Origin of the sequence: Pseudideonella sakaiensis, assembly GCF_048320135.1 — a bacterium.
Classification (GTDB): Bacteria; Pseudomonadota; Gammaproteobacteria; order Burkholderiales; family Burkholderiaceae_C; genus Ideonella_A; species Ideonella_A sakaiensis_A.
The window spans coordinates 3,925,089-3,942,902 of sequence record NZ_CP182947.1 but is presented as its reverse complement, the minus strand read 5'-3'; the positions used below and the strand labels follow the sequence as shown (position 1 = coordinate 3,942,902).

Sequence of the window (17,814 nt, the reverse complement as noted above, 5' to 3'; positions counted from 1 at the left end):
TTGGCTGGATGACAACGAGATGACGTCGACACTCGACGATTGCCCAAGTCGGGTTTGCACTTACCTGGCCGGGCCCAGTTCCCAACCCCCCTTGCGCTGCTTCAGCATCAGTCCGTGCAGCTCGGCGACCGAATAGGCGAAGCCCCGCATGTCGGTGGTCTTGAACGTGCCGCTGACCCTGCGTCCTTCCACCGCGGGACCACCCAGCAGCACGATGGAGGATCGGTTGTAGCGGTTCATCTCGCGCACGGCCTCGTCCAGGGTTGCGCCCTCGAACACGATCTCGCTGCGCTTCCAGGCGGTCGCCTGATCGACCGGCGGTCGATCGACCTTCGGCGCGCTTCCCGACTTGGGCGTCGACGTCTGGCTGATGCGGACACGATCGCCCGGCGCCATTGCGACCGCTTCGAACTGAACGGGGCTGTCCTTCGCAGGCTGCACGGAGACACGACCCGAGAGGAGCGTGACGGCCACGGAATCCGGTCGCGTGCCTCCGGCCAGACGGACGACGAACGACGTCCCCAAGGCCACCACGTCGCTGCCAGCCGCATGCACGACGAAGGTCCGGGTCGGATCCCTGGCGACTTCGAACAGGGCCTCGCCCGCCTCCACCTCGACGCGCCGGCTGCCAGGCTGGATGTCCACCCGGACCCGGGTAGACGTGTTGAGCGAAACGCGTGTGCCGTCTTCCAGCACGATCGAGCGCTGCTCGCCGACTTCGGTATCGTAGACACCACGGTCGAGCCAATGCAGTACCCCGAGCACGCCGCCGCCGAGCAGGCAGGCCGTGGTCAGGCCCGCGGCCCACCAACCGGTCAACCTGGAACGGCGCATCCGGCGATGCTGCAACTTCTGCTTCGCGGACGCCGCCGCATAGACGTCACGCACCGTGATGCCGCCCACCATTTCCCAGCTGTCGGTACAGACCTCGAAGGCCTGGCTGTGGGCCGGTGACGTCGCCTGCCATGCCAGACAGTCAAGCTCCATCCGGCGACTTCGGCTCGGTCCGTGCAGCCGTGCCACCCACACCGCGGCTTCGGCCATGATCTCGCGGGGGATGTCGACGGGCCCTTCGACCGGACCCTGCGGTGGAGGCGCGATCGTCATGGCTTGCGCCGCTTCTTCCATTCCGAGATCAGCAGCGTGGCCTTTGCAACCCTTCGCTCCACGGTGCTGATGCTCACACCGTGCTTGAGCGCGATCTCCGAGTAGGTCATGCCATACATCCTGCTGTCGAGCACGATCTCCCAGGTCTTGTCGTCCTGATCCAGGAGCACGCCGGCGACCTCCGTCGCCTGTTCGCGGTCGATCAACGTCTGTTCGACGCTGGGCGCAGCACTGGCTACGATTTCCTCGTCCAACTCGACTTCCTCGCCACGGGCGGAGCGCTCCCGCCTGGCATCAATCAACAGGTGCAGTGAAACCTTCCGCAAGAAGGCTTCAGGTTGTTCGACATGGTGATTCTGCGCGTACTCCGCCAGACGAATCCATGCGTCGTGCAGGCGGTCTTCGGCATCGGGCTTGCTGTCGCCGCGCCTCATCAGCCAACGCAACAGCTTGACGTACGCTGGTGGCAGCTTGCTGGCCATCGGTGACAACGCCCTCCGGTGCACGTCGAACGACAGGCGGCGCGCGCCAGCGCGCCAGCCCAACCGATCGGGAGCGAGGAACAGCGTGCCGCGTCCAGCAAAGGAGAGGCCCATCCGCTCTCGTCCCGGGCCGTAGCATGGAGCACGTTGCCGTGCTGCGCAACCGCTCAATGTCGTTGAGCACCGCATCTAGGGGGGCTCGGCCAGGCCGTCACCGGGCTACCACCCGCGCATCCACTCGGACACGTGCAGTACCGCCCTGCTCATGTGCCACTCGACCGCGGTCTGGCTCAGCCCGAAGTGCTGCGCGATCTGCTTGTAGGTCAGCCCCTCCAGGCGGTGAGCAAGGAAGATCTCCCGGGTGCGGTCGCTGAGCCGAGCCAGGCACATGTCCAGCCGGGCGGCCCGCTCGCGTCCCAGAACCGTGTCCTCGGGCCCGGGCGTGGTGTCGATGATCACCGTTTCCTCGGCGATCGCTACAACCTCACCCTCCCTCGAGGTCGAGCGGTGCATGTCCACCGAGAGGTTCAGCGCGGAACGCATGAGGAACGCCTCGGGTCGTTCGACCTCGTGTTCCACTTCATAGGCAGCCAGTCGAAGCCAAGCCTCCTGCACGATGTCCTCCGCGTCGTGCGAGCTTCGCCCCCGGCGCATCAAGGCTGCCCGCACCGTTGCCAAAGCTGATACCCACCGATTTTTCATTGTCGTGTTCCGAGGAGGACCGCATGTCGGCTGCCAGGAACATTCTGCCGCATATATACGGAATTTTGAAGCGTCCTATGGCCCACCCTCGACTTACTCAAGGGGGCGGAGGACTTGGATCCGGATCAGGCATTTGGGCAGGCACTACGCAGCCTGCGTACAAAACGCAAATGGAGTCAAACAGAACTCGCTTTGCGCGCGGATGTGGACCGAAACTATGTTTCGCTGATCGAGCTCGGCCGAAACAGCCCAAGTGTCCGCATGATGTTCCGTCTCTGCAGCGCACTTGACGTGACGCCCTCTGACCTCTTAATAGAAGTCGAACATCGGATCAAGCGCCAACAAGCTCCAAATCGAACCTGAGTAGCGGATTGGGGAGGCGAGATCTCTCGTCATCGCCGCGCGCATTTGGCGCTCACCCGAATGACTCACATCTGCTCACGAAACTCGACCCACTGCCTGCCGCTTTGCACCACCTGCACCCACTGGCCTGAGGGAACCGGTCGTCCGAGGTCCGAGGTCGCGCAATATCAGCACTATGTCGGCTGTCCCATGCCCCCATGCCGCTGCTGAAGTTCATGGCGATGCTGGCTGTCAGCGTGAAGACGGCTTGCTGGATCTGACCGATCGCATGCCCAACGGTGGCGACCGAGTCCCAGTGCTGCATAACCGACATCTGCATCAGCTGAGTGAGTCGGGAAAAGGGGGAAAACCCCTTCATTCCATTTGATGATGAAGTGGCGCCGCTCGGCCAAGAGCGGTTAGCCTCTACCGCAGCGTCTAGGGGTCAGTCAAATGAGCGAAGCGCGTCCTTGGTGGACCATTCGGGGCACTGCCTGCTGCTTCGAGGGTCAGCGAGAAGCTGCCCGCGTTCTGAAGGTCCCGGCAGGGATAGAAGCCCGAGCACCTTGAGGCAGCGGTCATTCAGTCTGGCGAGGAGGCGATCAGGCAGCATGCCCGGGAAGGCAGCAGCCTTTGCGGCTGATCACGAGGGGGTGTTAGCGCTATAGCACGACGCGTTTAAGGGGAGAGCATGCACATAAAGCTGGTGGAGATCGGACACTTCCGGAAGCTCGAAGCGGTTCGCATTGACCTCGAAGAGAAGACGACCTTGTTCGTCGGGGCCAACAACAGCGGCAAGACCTCAGCTATGGTCGCACTACGTCACTTCCTGATCGACGGCGGAAACTTCGCCGTCCATGACTTCACGCTGTCGAACTGGCCCAAGCTGGACGCGGCGGGAAAGGCATGGGAGGACCAGCTACCTGGCATGGATGAGCCTGTCATCGACTGGGATGCGCTGCTGCCCCATCTAGACCTGTGGCTGTCGGTTGAACCGGGAGAGTTGCACCATGTGCAGAAGCTCCTTCCAACACTTGACTGGGACGGCGAGCCGATCGGCGTTCGACTGCGATTCGAGCCGAAGGATGTGGAGGTACTCCGGAAGGGCTATCTGGATGCGCGCGCGAAAGCCAAGGCCGTCCTCGCAGCCCTGCCAGCCGCGGGCGACGATTCGCCGGCAGGCCCGCTTGGTTTCGCGCCCTGGCCTGCGACGCTTACAGATTTCCTGTCTGTCAAGCTGCGCTCTGCGTTTGCGGTTCGAACCTACCTGTTGAACCCGGCGGAACTGGCACTGGAGACGCATGGCATTGCATCGCCGCAAGTGCTTCCGCCTGACGGCGAGCCCGTGGAAGGCGATCCGCTCAGGGCGGTGATACGGATCGACGAGATCAATGCGCAGCGCGGCTTCGGCTTTGTGCACGGTAAGTCGCCTGAGGATGGGGAAGCGGAACTTACCCGAGGAGCCAAGCGCCTGTCGACCCAACTCCGGCTCTACTATACCCACCATCTGGACCCGTCCGACAGTCCGGCTCCGGAGGACGCCACCGCGCTTGCTGCCCTTCATGAGGCTCAGGAAAAATTCAGTGACCGGCTGGCGATCGGCTTCAAGTCGGCGCTTGATGAGCTGCGAGCTATCGGCTATCCAGGCGTAAGCGATCCCCGGCTTACTGTTACCGCCAGGATCAAGGCTGTCGACGGTCTCAGCCACCCGTCGGCCGTGCAATACGAGGTGCCCGCGTCAAAGGGCGGTGCTACTTCCCTTCGCCTTCCCGAGGACTCCAATGGTCTGGGGTACCAGAACCTGGTGTCGATAGTATTCGCCTTGATGAGCTTTCGCGACAAATGGATGCGCGTAGGCAAGGCAAGTTCGGACCCGGCAACCGCTGACGAAATTCGTCCACCGCTGCATCTCGTGCTGATAGAGGAACCGGAGGCCCACCTTCACGCGCAAGTTCAGCAGGTATTCATTAAGCAGGCCTACGCGGTGCTGCGAAAGAACGCCGCGCTTGGCGAGCAGACCACCTTGCGGACGCAATTGGTTGTCAGCACACACTCAAGCCACGTTGCTCACGAGGTTGACTTCGCGTCTTTGCGATACTTCCGTCGCTTGCCCGTGGGAGACGAGGTCGGATCAATTCCTGTGTCTTCCGTCATCAATCTGAAGGACACCTTTGAAACTGAAGCGGGAGCTGATGACGCTGAGCGAGAGACGGCGAAGTTTGCGAAACGCTATCTAAAGGCAACGCATTGCGACCTGTTCTTCGCGGATGGGGCGATACTCGTGGAGGGGCCCGCGGAGCGGATCCTGGTGCCGCACCTGGTGCGCACGCGCAAGGACTACGAATACCTGGATCGCTGCTACATCAGCTGGCTTGAGATAGGGGGAAGTCACGCCCACCGGCTTCGGCCGCTGCTCGAACGCATCGGCCTGAACACACTGATCATCACCGACATCGACGCGATGAATGCGACGCGCAAGGCAGTCCCACCTGCCCGCGGTCAGTCCCTCAAAGCGCGCAATGAGACGTTGCGGTCATGGGTGCCAGGAAGCGACGATCTCGACCACTTGCTCAGCGTAGAGGAGGATGATCTGGTTCTTGAAGGTGAGCACGGCTACGCGGTCAAGGTTGCGTATCAAAAGCCGATTGCCTACGAAGTCGGGGGGAAGATTCACGAGTTGCTGGCCAACACATTCGAGGATGCGCTGCTGTACGAGAACATGGCGCTGTTTGGCGGGCTGAGAGGCAAGGGGTTGATGGCGAAATTCCGCAGCGCGCTCGACAGTCACGGGACAAACTTCGGTGAACTGGCGAAGCAAATCCATCAGGACTTGGCCAGGGGAAAGGCAGAGCTCGCCATGGATTTGCTTTACTCGGACGCCATCGACACGCTGGCAATGCCTGGCTACATTCACCGCGGCCTAATATGGCTTGAGGGACAGTTGCGAGCCAAGGAAGACAGGCTGGATGCAATCGCGTCCGATGCAGGCCCGCCTCCGGAGGCGGCGCCATGAATCCCGTGCCGGAGTCGAAAGAAGACGACATCGTCGACAAACATGTCGACGATGAGATCGCATCGTGTCTGAGTCTTGACTCCCCCAGATCCTTCTTCCTGTTTGCAGGGGCGGGTTCAGGTAAGACGGGCTCGCTCGTCACGGCCCTGCAGTTCGTACGGAAGCACCTGGGCAAGGACCTACGCGCGCGGGGCCAGCGAGTTGCCGTAATCACTTACACGAACGCCGCAAGCGAGGAGATTCAGCGCCGAATCGAGTTCGATTCCCTGACCGATGTCAGCACGATCCACAGCTTCGCCTGGTCGATGATCGAGGGGCTGACGCGCGATATCAAACTTTGGCTTGTAGACAAGCTGGAGCGCGATCTGGTTGAACTGGGGGAAAAGGAAGCTAAAGGGCGAAAAGGCACGGCTGCTTCGGCTGAACGCCTGGCGCGCATCGAGTCGAAGACGCGGCGCCTGCGCAATCTTCCGAACGTGCGGAAATTCACGTACAGCGCGACGGGAGAAAACCGGGGGCGGGATGCGCTAAATCACACGGAGGTCCTGCAGATCGCGGGCGACCTGCTGATCCGCAAACCAACGATGCAGAGCATTCTGACCGGGCGATATCCGATTTTGCTCATCGACGAAAGCCAGGACACGATGCGTGCCGTCATCGACGCGCTGTTCCATGTCCAAGCGCAGCACAGCGAGCATTTCCTGTTGGGTCTGCTCGGCGACATGATGCAGCGCATCTACTTCGAGGGGAAGGAAGATCTTGGCCGGGAGCTGCCCGATGACTGGGCAAAGCCAGCGAAGAGTATGAATCACCGCTGTCCGAAGCGGGTGATTGAGCTGATCAACAAAATTCGCGAACCAGTCGACGGTCAGGTACAGCGTCCGCGTAGCGATGCCATGCAGGGGACGGCGCGCCTGTTTATTCTGGCCTCTTCGACGCTGGACAAGCCTGCTGCGGAACGCGCCGTGGCTGCGTCGATGGCCGGTGTGACGGGTGACAACGGCTGGACGGCCCCGGCCGAGATCAAGACGTTGACGCTTGAACATCGGATGGCCGCCAAGCGGATGGGCTTCGATGAGGCCTTCGCCCCCCTCTATTCCATCTCCAGCTGGCGTACAGGTCTGCTGGACGGGAAGCTGTCGATCGTTCAGTTTTTCACCGACCAGCTGCTGCCGCTGCTTCGTACGCAGCGAGCCCGGGATCGCTTCGGCGTCGCGCGGCTCGCGAAGAAGTACTCGCCGTTATTGAGCCCGGAGGCGTTACGTGCGGCGCCAGACAAGCAGAGGCATCTTCGTGACGTGAACGCAGCGGTTGCAGCACTTGAGGAGGTCTGGACAGCGGAAGGTGATCCGACGATCGGCCGGCTGCTATCCGAGGTGCTCCGCTCTGGGTTGCTTGAGCCTCCCGAAGTGCTCGTGGCGGCGGCCGCTGCCGCGGCAGTGCCGCCGGCCGCGGAAGGCGATCCGGACGACGATGAGGAGCCGCCGTCGGAGAGGGATCTCGCTGTGCGGGCCTTCCTCGCCGCGCCATTCTCGCAAGTTGCGACTATGTCAGCCTATCTCGTGGGACGAGATCGATTCGGCACCCATCAGGGGGTCAAAGGTCTGGAATTTGACCGCGTGATGGTGATCATGGATGACTCGGAGGCGGGCGGATTCTCGTTCAAGTACGAGGATCTCTTTGGCGGTAAAGACTCCACCGAAAGGAGGGTGCAATCGACCAGACGACTCTTCTACGTCACAACCAGCCGCGCTCGGAAGAGCTTGGCGCTGGTAGCCTATGCAGAGCGGCCACAGGCTGTCCGGGACTTTGTCTTACAGGAGGGATGGTTTGGCGCCAGCGAGATCATTGCAGACTAGAGTTGTTGCTCCGATAGCCACGCAGTTCCTCGCCATGTGTTCACCTGGAACGATTGCGCCAGCGATGCTTTGGCCCACCACGCAGTGCGCGCCACCACCGCCAATCAGATCGACTTGCCGGCCTGAGCTGACAATTGCTGGCTTATTCTGAGCACCAACTGCCCTGCATTGGCGGCCCCCTGATCGGGCGAGCAACGATGCAGCCATTGGCTGGAAGAGTTCAGGTATTGGCCACAGCCGACATTCGCTCGCGAAATTTGGCCGACAGTGTCTGAAACGGTCATACCGTTTCCACCCCCGCTTCCGATTCCGCCACCGGCTTTCCATGCCATTCCGCACGCAGCGCGGTTGCCCGGGAGGGCGCGCGGACAGTGCCGACCGGCGAGCGACTGGATGTGGCCGAGACGGCAACGCGAAGCCAGCCATTCGCGCTCCGGCCGGTGGATGGGACGATGGGACTTGGATCGGTGGCGGAACTCCTCGCAATTCGTGCGAGATCTAAAAGAACTCGGAGCTGTTCGGAAAACCCCCCCAACAAACCGATGATTTCGGGGTGCAGATCAAGCAGGTCGTTCGTAACCTGCAGGCATGCATCCCTCAAGCAGCACGGTCGAGTCAACCCGAGTCAACGGGTCAGTCCAAAGCCGTTCACTCTTCTTCCGTATCGCCATCGTGGCGTTCATCTCCGTTGGTGCGCCAACCATCGCCGAGGCCTGCTGGCGCGAGGTGGCCAGTCGTCACGCCATCGCACCGGAACTGCTTTACGCGATCGCCAAGGCCGAGTCGAACCTCGATCCGATGGCCGTCAACCGGACGCACCTGTCGCGCACGGGCTCGTACGACATCGGGCTGATGCAGATCAACAGCGGCCACCTGGCCATGCTGGCGCGCCACGGCATCACGGAGTCGGCGCTCTACGACCCCTGCACCAACCTCGACGTCGGAGCCTGGCTGCTCGCTGACAACTTCGCGCGCCACGGCGTCACCTGGGACGCCGTCGGCGCCTACAACGCCTCGTGCTCCCAACTCAAGGGCGCGGCTTGTGCTGAGGCACGCGCGCGCTACGCATGGAAGGTCTATCGCCGCCTTCCCGGTGCCCGAGCACCGTCCTCCGATCAAAGGGCGACCCCTCGACTCGGTGCCATCCCATGATCCGCTATCCGCAGACCCTTTCCCTGACGGCCGTCGTCGTGCTGGCCGTCTCCTGCAGCCTGCCTGTCCTCCGGGAGAGTCCACTGGTCCCGGCGGTTCGTGATGAAGCGGCGGTACCGCCGTCGAACCCCTCATCGTTCGTTCGGGTCGACTTTCACCGGGCTCCACCGCGAGCGGGCTGCCCGCCAAGCGGGTGCCGGAAGCCGACGCTCAAGACGCTGGCCGTCGCCCATCAGCCCGCTGCAGATTCCTCCTGGCAGCCACAACGCGCCATCGCCAAGCTGTTGAACGAGCCTCACTCGGTGGCCGGCCCTGCTGCAATGACCGAGACCGCGGCGGCCATAGCGCCACAGCGCCGCGTCCCGGTCGAACCGATCGAGCGCGAGCTGAACTTTTACTTTCGCTATGCCGATGCGACCCTGGCACCGGATGCCCGCGACAAGTTAAACGACGCGCTGCGCAACCGCGCGTCGCTGCATCGGGTCTCGATCCGCGGCCGTACCGACGGCCTGGGTGCCAGCCCGGCGAACCAGCGCCTGGCACTCGCACGCGCGAATGCCGTTCGCCAGCACCTGCTGTCGCGGGATCCGTCCCTCGCCACCCTCATCGAGGTCGAGGCCCGCGGCTCCTGCTGCTACGTCGCCCCGAACGCGACGGCGAGCGGACGCGCGCTGAACCGCCGCGTCGAGATCACGTTCGTCCATCAGGACTCGGACGCCTGAGTCTCATTCACCTATCAACCAATCCCACCAACTGGAGAATTCCATGGTTCATTTCTGCCGCGCGTTTCAGACCCCCTCTTGGACCTCTCTGCGCAAACGCGCCTGGTCCGTTACGCCCTGGTTGCTCCTCCTCGGGTTGCTCACATCCCTGCCCGGTCACGCACTTGACCTGGTCACCTTCACCGGGATCACGGGGCCCCTGTCTGGCGCACTCACCACCATCGCCAGCCTGGGGCCGGCGATCAAGGCGTTGATCGGCTTCATCAGCTTTGTGGTCGCCATCATCGCGCTGGCCGGGCTGCGTAATTTCTCGCCGGTGCTGTCGTTTGTGGGCCTGGCGATCTTCGCATCGGTCGGGCTGGTGGCAGCCGGCTCGATCATGGGCGCGGTCATCTGACCACCGTGTTCTCGGAGCAGCCCATGTTCGCCGACACCTACATCCCCCGCCGGCTCGACGACCAGTGGAAGATCGGCTTCTGGGACATGGACGTGGCCGGCCCGGTCATCCTCGGACTGTTCACCGGCTACCTGTCTGGCTCCAAGCTGTCGTTCGCCGTCTGCGTGATTGCCGGCTGGTTCACTTCGCGGTGGATCGCCCGGATCAAGGCGGACAAACACCCGGCCTTTGCAATCCACTGGCTCTACTGGCATCTCCCGACCAACCCGTTCACCGCCCTGCGCGCGACGCCGCCGTCGCACGTGCGCCGCATGGTGGGATAGGGGAGCTCACGCCATGGACTTCGCCCGCCTCGACGGCGACATCAAGGACATGCGCCGCCGCAATCGCGGTCTGGCGTTCGCCGTCGGCGCACTGACCATTGGTCACCTGCTTGCGCTGGTCGTCATCCTCAACCTGCTCGGCGGCGCGCGAACGGTGATCGTCCCGCCATCGATCAACAAGTCATTCTGGGTCACCCGCGACAAGGCCAGCAGTGAATACCTGGAACAGATGGGCGCCTTCATTGCGTGGCTGGTCCTGGACGTCACCGCGTCATCGATCGACTGGAAAAAGGACATGTTGCTCGGCTATGTCGAGCCCGCCTCACAGGGAGAACTCCGGATCCGCCAGGAGTTGGAAGCCACACGGCTCAAGCGCATCAACGCAAGCACGTATTTTGCGCCGCAGCAACTCGTCCCGAGCGAAGACAACCAATCCGTGCTGGTCCACGGTCGCTTGAGGACGCTGGTGAACAACCTCGAGACAGCCAATGACCTCAAGTCCTACCTGGTCGAGTTCGCCTACGGCGGGGGTCGCATGCACCTCAAGGCGTTCAAGGAGGTGCCGAATGCTGGACGATAAGTGGCGCCAAGATGAGATGCGTCTGGTGCAAACAGTCGGCCGGCAGCACCGTCCCGCGTGGAGCTGCGTAGCGGCCTGCACGATGCTCGCCTGCGCAGTCCTGTTTGGAATCGCTCCGGCAGCACAGGCTCTGCAGACCATCGAGGCCCGCGATGGTGTCGCCGTCGAAGCGATCCTGTCGATCAAGGAGCCGACTCGCATCCGCATCGAGGGATCTCCCATCACCGACGTGGTCGGCAACGTTCAGGCGGGCAATTGCGCCCCTTCCGCTGCGGCAACGCCGGTCGGCGCGGCGAGCCCCGCCGCGGCTTCGAACGCCGAGGTGCTGCTGGAGTGCGATCGTGACAAGGGCGAGATTTACCTGCGACCGCTTGGCGACTCGACCAAGCCGGTGAACCTGTTCATCGCATCCGCCCACGCCACCTATACCCTCGTGCTGCGGCGATCGGACACGCCTGCCGACACGATCGTCATCCGGGACAAGACACCTCGACCGACGAGCGTTACGGGCGGTGGCACCGCTGCGGGCACCTCGGCCAGCCACATCCGCGGCCTCAAGGCCATGCTGCTGGTGATGGCCCAGGACAGACTAGCAGCCGACGTCCGCGTCGATGAGGTGAACCAGCCGTTGCTGCTGTGGACCGAGACGAGGTTCACGCTGTTGCGTCGGTACCAGGGACGCGGCCTGATCGGCGAGAAGTACCTCCTGCAGAACGTCAGCGGCGCCGAGATGGTCGTCGCCGAACCCGAGTTCGACCGACCTGACAGCGCCACCGGCGGTGAGGTTATCGGGATCGCGGTGGAGAGCCAGACCCTGCGCCCACTGGAAACGACCCAGGTCTTCGTGATACGCCGCGGAGGTGAACGGTGAGCGCCTCGCCGCTGAGCCGTCCTGCTGGCGCAGTGCGCAGCGTGATCGAACGCCTGTCTCCCCGCCAAAAGCAGTACGCCATGCTGTGCGCCATCCTGGTCGGCGGGGTTGGTTTGCTCACGATCGTCTTCACCCTCTCCGACGACGGCCCCAAGGTGAAGAACACCAAGCCGTCGAGCGCCAATCCGACCCGCGTCACGAACATCGGTGTGATGTCGCCCGGCCAGCAGGTCAACCCGGTCGATCAATGGGTAGGGACCGCCGGCAGCAAGCTCGCCCAGTACGAGAGCGAGCGCGACGAACAGACCCGCCTCAACAAGGACCGGCTCGCCTTCGAGAACCGGACGATGCAGCGCTTCTCGGAGCTGGAGCAACGCCTGCTGTCAGCAAACCACACGCCGCCGCCGGCAGTTGCCGCAAGCGGGCCGACGTCGGCCATGCCGTCTGCCAGCAGTCTGCCCCTGGCACCTGCCAATTCCCCGCCGCTGCCACCGCCTGTTCCCATGACCTACCGCGCGCCGCCGTTCCAGCAGACCGGCGCCATGCCACCGGGCCTTCCACCCACGCCGCTGCCACCCGTTCCCGCGCCGGGCCCAGCCCTGACCAGAGTGATCGTGGCCGATCGCAAGCCGTCCGCGAGCTCAGAGCCCAAGCCCGTCGAAGGAAACTCAGCTCCGGAGTTCCGCACGGTCTCGACCTTCCTGCCGGTCAGTTTCACCCGCGGAACACTGTTGGGCGGACTGGACGCACCGACCGGCGGGCAGTCCCAGGCGAACCCGCACCCGGTGCTGATCCGGCTGTCCGAAAACACGGTGCTGCCGAACCGCTTTCGGGCGGCGTACCGCGACTGCTTCGTCATCGCGGCCGGGTACGGCGACATCAGCTCGGAACGGGCCTACCTGCGCACCGAGAGCCTGTCCTGCGTCCGCAGTGACGGCGCAACGCTCGAGGTGCGCATCCAGGGCAGCATCTACGGCGAGGATGGCAAGGTCGGCATGCGCGGTCGCCTGGTGACCAAGCAGGGCCAGATGCTGGCCAACGCGCTGCTGGCCGGCATCGTCAGCGGGATCGGCCAGGGCGTGGCCACCTCGACCAGCAACGTCAGCACCTCGGCGCTGGGCTCCATCGCGACCACGAACGGCACTGACGCCTATCGAACAGGACTGGGAACCGGTGTCGGGCGCGCCCTCGACCGCCTGGCCCAGTACTACATCAAGCTCGCCGAGAACACCTTCCCCGTGATCGAAATCGACGCAGGTCGCGAGATCGATGTCGTCATCACCCGCGGCGTCAAGGTCGACCCCTCGATGTCCACCAACCAAGCGGCGGAAGAACGGGTGCGCGCTCGTCCCGTCGCCAGATACCTGGAGCCCAGCGATGACGAGACCTTTTGAACTGCGATACCGGCCAAGTGGGCTGTTCATCGCGCTGCTCCTGTTGGCTTCGACGGCCCGCGCTTCTGCAGGTGAAGAAGACAGGCTATTGGCCACCTTGCGAAAGGCAAATCCTGGCACCGAGTTCTCACGCATCAACCCGACGCCGGTCACCGGCATCTACGAGGTCTGGATGAACGGCAACGTGGCCTACGTTTCGGCGCGGGAACCGCGCTACCTCCTGTTCGGACGGCTCTTCGACACCCAGACCCTGCGCGACCTGACCGGACCCAAGCTGGCGGTCTCTGCAGTCGCTGCAATTGTCGATAACCGCCAGCCCCCTGTGGCGGCCTCGCCGGCCGCCACGATCGCGTTCGATCGGCTGCCCTTGACCGATGCAATCACCACAGTACGTGGCAATGGCCGCCGGCACGTCGTCGTGTTCAGCGATCCGAACTGTTCGTATTGCAGACGCCTGGAGCCCGAACTCGCCGGCCTGGACGATGTGACGGTCCACACCTTCCTGCTGCCGTTCCAGGGCCAGGGCAAGCCGCTCGCCGTCTGGTGCGCATCGGACCGAGCCGATGCATGGCACGGATTGATGATCGATGGCGACGCGTCGTTGCTCGCCAACCCCGCGAACTGCGACCACCCCCTCGACCGCAACCTGGCTCTGGCGCGACAACTGGGCATCCAGGGCACGCCCACCCTCGTCTGGTCTGATGGATCTCGCACCGAGGGCTACATCGATCGAGCCACCATCGATCGGCGTCTGGCTTCCACCGGAGCGCGTCCATGAGCCGCGTCGAGCTTGTTGTGGCCGCTATCGCAATGGTTTCATTGACGGGCTGCACCTCGATTTCCGGCCTGAGCGGGGAATCGGGCTACGCCTGCAAGGCGCCCGAAGGCGTAGCCTGCGATTCGGTGTCGGGCACCTACGCCAACGCCGTTGCGGACCGCCTGCCAGCTCAACCCACCAGCCGACGCACCAGCGCCGGCATGACATTGCAACCCCAGGCCGCGGTCGTTCCGGCACCGAAGCTCACCCCAACCCAGCGAGCCGCCGAGCAGCTCGTCTCTGCCGCGTCGCTGCGGTCGACACCCCGCGTTCTGCGCCTGTGGGTCAAACCCTGGGAAGACGCTGACGGCGACCTGATCGACCAGAGCTACGTCTACGTCCAGATCGACAGCGGGCAATGGCTCATCGAGCACGCCCAGCGCCAGATTCGGGAAGCCTACGCACCGGTGAAGCCACCTCCACGATTGCTCAATGCCAGCGCCGGGCCCGACGCAAATACAGGTGTCCAGCGCCCTCAGCCGCAGCTGCCAACTCGACCAGGAGTCCAGGGTGTTGGCGCGGCTTCGTCGAGTCAACCGTTGCCCGCCGACCCCGAGAACTGAGCAGGCCATGCCGGACACCCAGCTTCCCTCATCGCAACGGCGGAGCACGCCTCCCCTGTTCGGGTTCGGCTTCGGGTCAACACCTGAGACACCGGCCGAGCAGTTCGCCGCCTGGCTGCCCTACTCCGCCTATCTGCCGGATGAGCGGCTGTTCGTCAACCGGGACGGCATCGGCTTCCTGCTGGAGGTGATGCCGCAGTCCGGCGCCGACGAGCGGATGGCCGAGGTGCTGGTCTCGCTGTATTCGACCTGCCCACCCGGATCGGGCCTGCAGTTCCATCTCTTCGCGTCGCCGCACATCCGCGAGCAACTGCGTCGTTATGCCAACCTGCGCGTCGAGGACGAGGACCAGGCCGACAAAGCCAAGCACTGGGGACGCCCCGCCCGCAACGAGAACCTGTTCCATCGCCTGGCGCGGCAACGCGTCGGGCACTTCCTGGAAGGTGCGCAGCACTCGCTGACTACGGGCTTCCACTACACACTGCGCGACTTCCGGTTGATGCTGAGCTTCAGTGCGCCAGGAGATGCGGCCGACCTGAACCGACGAGATGAACTGCTGGCCCTTCGCGAGTCGTTGTCCTCTACCCTGCGGTCGGCGTCGTTGCCGAACCGGGTCTGCGACGCTGCCGACCTGATCAACTGGTGCGCCCTCTTCACCAACCCGGACCGCATCTCGCAGACCGACGCCCCCGACCTGCACTACGACGACGGCCGGGAACTGCGGGACCAGATCGTCGACTTCGACACCATCCAGGATCCGCACCCCAAAGGACTGACCCTGTGGAAGGAGGGGCAAGCCGACGTTCTGGAGGCGCGCTTCTATTCGATCAAGTCGTTTCCCGAGCGTTTCGCGCTATGGCAGATGGGATCACTGATCGGCGACCTGATGCAACCAGCATTGCAGTACAGCGCCCCATTTCTGCTGACCATGGGCGTCCACATCCTGGACCCGAACGTCACCAAGTCGGTAGTGACCGCCAATCACGTGCGCGCCACCCAGAACGCCAAGAGCAAGATGGCCGAGGTGATGCCGGACGTCGGCAAGAAGCTGCAGGACTGGACGGCTGCCGCCAACGCGATCGACATCGGCAGCGGTCTGGTGAGCCTGTACCACCAACTCGCAATCTTTACCGCGCCGGGCAAGGCGATTGCCGCCCAGGAGACGGCGAACGCGATCTGGCGGGGACGGGGTTTTCAGCTGAACGCCGATGTGTACATGCACCGGCAGGCGATGCTGGCAAGCCTGCCGATGACGCTGTCGGAGCGCTTCCACAAGGACCTGGCCAAGATGCGCCGGGTCTCGCGCAAGACCATGGCCAACGCGATCCACCTGGCACCGCTGGTCGCCGAGTGGCGTGGCACCCGCACGCCGGCACTCGTCTTCGGTGGACGCCGGGGTCAGCTGATGACACTGGATGTCTACGACAACGACCTCGGAAACTACAACTTCGCCATCATCGGCGCGCCGGGATCGGGCAAGTCGGTGCTGATGAACGAGATGGCCTGGTCCTACCGCGCCATCGGCGCCAAGGTCTGGATGCTCGACTTGGGGCGCAGCTTCGAGAAGCTGTGCCGCAAGGCCAAGGGCAGCTACATCGAGTTCAAACCCGATGTCGACATCTGTCTGAACCCGTTCACCCACATCGTCGACATCGAGGAAGACATCGACATGCTGGTGCCGGCCATCTCCAAGATGGCCTCGATGCAGCGCATGCTCGACGAGGTCCAGTACAAGGCCATCTCGGCGATGGTGCTCAAGCTGTACCGCGAGCACGGCAACGACCTCACGATCACGGCGCTCAGGGAGGCCTTCAAGACGGGGACCATCGACGAGCTGGGCGTTGTCAACGACCCTCGCATCAAGGACCTGGCGATCATGCTGAACCCCTACGCACGGGGTGGCCAGTACGAGCGATTCTTCGAGGGCCGCGGCAACATCGATTTCAGCAACGACTTCATCGTCATCGAGAACGAAGAGCTCAAACGCCGGCCCGATCTGCACGCGGTGGTGAACATCCTGCTGCTGCACCAGATCACCGCAGAGATGTACCTGTCGCGCAACCGCCGCAAGGTGCTGTTCATCGACGAGTTGAAGCAGCAGCTCGGCGACATCGGCGCCGACGACCCGGTCAAGGCCGCCGTGGTCGAGGAAGCGGCCCGCCGGGCGCGCAAATACGGGGGATCGCTGGGGACGGCTACGCAGAGCGCGGACGACTACTACGGCTCCAAGCAGATGGAGGCCGCGTTCAACTGCAGCGACTGGGTGTTCCTGCTGCGTCAGAAGCCCGAATCCATCGAGATGCTGGATCGACAGGGCCGGCTGTCAATGGACGAGCCGAAGAAGCGGTTGCTGAACTCGCTGCGCACCGAGCCGGGCGTGTTTTCTGAGGTCTACATCTCCTCGCCGGTCGGTGAAGGCGTGGCACGCAACATCTTGGATCCGGCCACGCACCTGCTGTTTTCCAACAAGCTCGAAGACAACGCGCCGATTGATGCACTACGGGCGCAAGGCCTGAGCATCGACGACGCGATCGCGGAACTGCTTCGACAGCGGGGTCACGCCGTATGAAAGCCGCGCTGCTGCAAGCAGGACTCTCATTGGCGATCTCGGCCGCCTCGGTCTCGATCTACCACCACTGGTTCGTCCGCCCGTCGCTTCGCCTGGGTCTGGTGGACGTGGCCGAGGTTTATCGCCTGAAGGAGGCCGAGTTCACGGCGATCGTCACCCAGTCAACCTCCGAGGGCGAACGGGAACGGGCGATGGGCCTGGCGCTTGTCTTCGCACAACGCCTGCCTTTGGCCCTGGACGAACTCCCCGGCGAGTGCGGCTGCCTGGTGATGCTCAAGAGCGCGGTAGCGGCGCCGTCTCCCCGCGCCATCGACCTGACGGCCCACCTCAAGGCCAAGCTGGATCAACCATGAGAACAGCGACTGCCGTTGCAACGGCCTGCCGACGGGCCGAGCGGTCACTGTGCGACCTGGCGGCCGTCGCCAGGCGCCGCTGGTACCTGTTCGGGCCGGTCGTCGTCATCTGGGTGCTCGGCAGTTACCGGATCCTCTTCGATCCGACGCCCCATGTGCCGCTGCTCTTCAACTGGACGCCCAGTCTTCCCTACACCGTCGCGGTGCTGGAGGGACGCCATGGCGAGCTCAAGCGCGGTGACTACGTCATCTATGCATTCGACGGCGAAGCCAAACACGCCTATCCGGGACTTTCTCGACAGCCCTTCTTCAAGCGAATCCGCGGCATGCCGGGCGATGTCGTCAGCGTCACCGACCGAACAGTTGCGATCAACGGTGTCATCGCCGGGGTTGCCAAGTCACACACCTTCGACCGCCGGCCACTGACTCCGCTGACACCCACGGTGATTCCGGCCGGACACTACTACGTCGAGGGCACCAGCGCAGACTCGTTCGATTCGCGCTACCGCGAGAGCGGCCTGGTCCGTGGCGATCAGATTCTCAGCACTGTCATCCCGCTATTCTGAGG

Annotated in this window: 18 protein-coding genes; 15 read left to right on the top strand and 3 right to left on the bottom strand. The window is 63.7% G+C overall.

Annotated elements, in window-relative coordinates; all coding sequences use genetic code 11:
- Positions 1-60 precede the first annotated feature (60 nt).
- From ACNH6H_RS18040 to ACNH6H_RS18030, 3 genes are all read right to left on the bottom strand, one after another.
- Positions 61-1,128, bottom strand: a complete 1,068-nt coding sequence (locus tag ACNH6H_RS18040; RefSeq protein ID WP_418319620.1) for a FecR family protein — start codon at positions 1,126-1,128, stop codon at positions 61-63.
- On the bottom strand, positions 1,104-1,703 hold the full coding sequence (locus ACNH6H_RS18035; protein WP_418319619.1) for an RNA polymerase sigma factor: 600 nt from the start codon (positions 1,701-1,703) through the stop codon (positions 1,104-1,106). The genes ACNH6H_RS18040 and ACNH6H_RS18035 overlap by 25 nt, the downstream gene beginning before the upstream one ends.
- 105 nt (positions 1,704-1,808) lie before the next feature.
- The gene (locus ACNH6H_RS18030) at positions 1,809-2,291 is read right to left on the bottom strand and encodes an RNA polymerase sigma factor (protein ID WP_418319617.1); all 483 of its coding nucleotides are present in this window, start codon (positions 2,289-2,291) and stop codon (positions 1,809-1,811) included.
- Between the two features lie 114 nt (positions 2,292-2,405).
- Between ACNH6H_RS18030 and ACNH6H_RS18025 the strand changes: the two genes are divergently transcribed.
- The 15 genes from ACNH6H_RS18025 (at position 2,406) to traF (ending at position 17,812) form a co-directional block, all read left to right on the top strand.
- Positions 2,406-2,654, top strand: coding sequence for a helix-turn-helix domain-containing protein (locus ACNH6H_RS18025; protein ID WP_418319616.1), 249 nt, complete (start codon positions 2,406-2,408; stop codon positions 2,652-2,654).
- A 670-nt stretch (positions 2,655-3,324) separates the two neighbouring features.
- Complete coding sequence (locus ACNH6H_RS18020; RefSeq protein ID WP_418319615.1) at positions 3,325-5,646, top strand: AAA family ATPase; 2,322 nt, start codon at positions 3,325-3,327, stop codon at positions 5,644-5,646.
- Positions 5,643-7,505: a UvrD-helicase domain-containing protein gene (locus ACNH6H_RS18015; protein WP_418319613.1), complete on the top strand. Its 1,863-nt coding sequence runs from the start codon at positions 5,643-5,645 to the stop codon at positions 7,503-7,505. The genes ACNH6H_RS18020 and ACNH6H_RS18015 overlap by 4 nt, the downstream gene beginning before the upstream one ends.
- A gap of 672 nt (positions 7,506-8,177) precedes the next feature.
- Positions 8,178-8,657, top strand: coding sequence for a lytic transglycosylase domain-containing protein (locus ACNH6H_RS18010; RefSeq protein WP_418319611.1), 480 nt, complete (start codon positions 8,178-8,180; stop codon positions 8,655-8,657).
- Positions 8,654-9,379, top strand: a complete 726-nt coding sequence (locus ACNH6H_RS18005; RefSeq protein ID WP_418319609.1) for an OmpA family protein — start codon at positions 8,654-8,656, stop codon at positions 9,377-9,379. The genes ACNH6H_RS18010 and ACNH6H_RS18005 overlap by 4 nt, the downstream gene beginning before the upstream one ends.
- A 43-nt stretch (positions 9,380-9,422) precedes the next feature.
- Positions 9,423-9,776, top strand: coding sequence for a hypothetical protein (locus ACNH6H_RS18000; protein ID WP_418319607.1), 354 nt, complete (start codon positions 9,423-9,425; stop codon positions 9,774-9,776).
- A gap of 23 nt (positions 9,777-9,799) precedes the next feature.
- On the top strand, positions 9,800-10,099 hold the full coding sequence (gene traL / locus ACNH6H_RS17995) for a type IV conjugative transfer system protein TraL (protein WP_418319605.1): 300 nt from the start codon (positions 9,800-9,802) through the stop codon (positions 10,097-10,099).
- A gap of 13 nt (positions 10,100-10,112) precedes the next feature.
- Positions 10,113-10,679, top strand: coding sequence for a type IV conjugative transfer system protein TraE (gene traE, locus ACNH6H_RS17990; RefSeq protein WP_418319604.1), 567 nt, complete (start codon positions 10,113-10,115; stop codon positions 10,677-10,679).
- A complete protein-coding gene (locus ACNH6H_RS17985) occupies positions 10,666-11,550 on the top strand; it encodes a type-F conjugative transfer system secretin TraK (protein ID WP_418319602.1) in 885 nt (294 codons plus the stop codon). The genes traE and ACNH6H_RS17985 overlap by 14 nt, the downstream gene beginning before the upstream one ends.
- On the top strand, positions 11,547-12,944 hold the full coding sequence (locus ACNH6H_RS17980) for a TrbI/VirB10 family protein (protein ID WP_418319601.1): 1,398 nt from the start codon (positions 11,547-11,549) through the stop codon (positions 12,942-12,944). Before ACNH6H_RS17985 ends, ACNH6H_RS17980 begins: the two co-directional genes overlap by 4 nt.
- Positions 12,928-13,722, top strand: coding sequence for a DsbC family protein (locus ACNH6H_RS17975; RefSeq protein ID WP_418319600.1), 795 nt, complete (start codon positions 12,928-12,930; stop codon positions 13,720-13,722). Before ACNH6H_RS17980 ends, ACNH6H_RS17975 begins: the two co-directional genes overlap by 17 nt.
- Positions 13,719-14,324: a type IV conjugative transfer system lipoprotein TraV gene (traV, locus tag ACNH6H_RS17970; protein WP_418319598.1), complete on the top strand. Its 606-nt coding sequence runs from the start codon at positions 13,719-13,721 to the stop codon at positions 14,322-14,324. The genes ACNH6H_RS17975 and traV overlap by 4 nt, the downstream gene beginning before the upstream one ends.
- 7 nt (positions 14,325-14,331) lie before the next feature.
- Positions 14,332-16,893, top strand: coding sequence for a type IV secretion system protein TraC (gene traC / locus ACNH6H_RS17965; RefSeq protein ID WP_418319596.1), 2,562 nt, complete (start codon positions 14,332-14,334; stop codon positions 16,891-16,893).
- Positions 16,890-17,246, top strand: coding sequence for a hypothetical protein (locus ACNH6H_RS17960; protein ID WP_418319595.1), 357 nt, complete (start codon positions 16,890-16,892; stop codon positions 17,244-17,246). Before traC ends, ACNH6H_RS17960 begins: the two co-directional genes overlap by 4 nt.
- Positions 17,243-17,812, top strand: coding sequence for a conjugative transfer signal peptidase TraF (gene traF, locus ACNH6H_RS17955; protein WP_418319593.1), 570 nt, complete (start codon positions 17,243-17,245; stop codon positions 17,810-17,812). The genes ACNH6H_RS17960 and traF overlap by 4 nt, the downstream gene beginning before the upstream one ends.
- Positions 17,813-17,814: the final 2 nt, after the last annotated feature.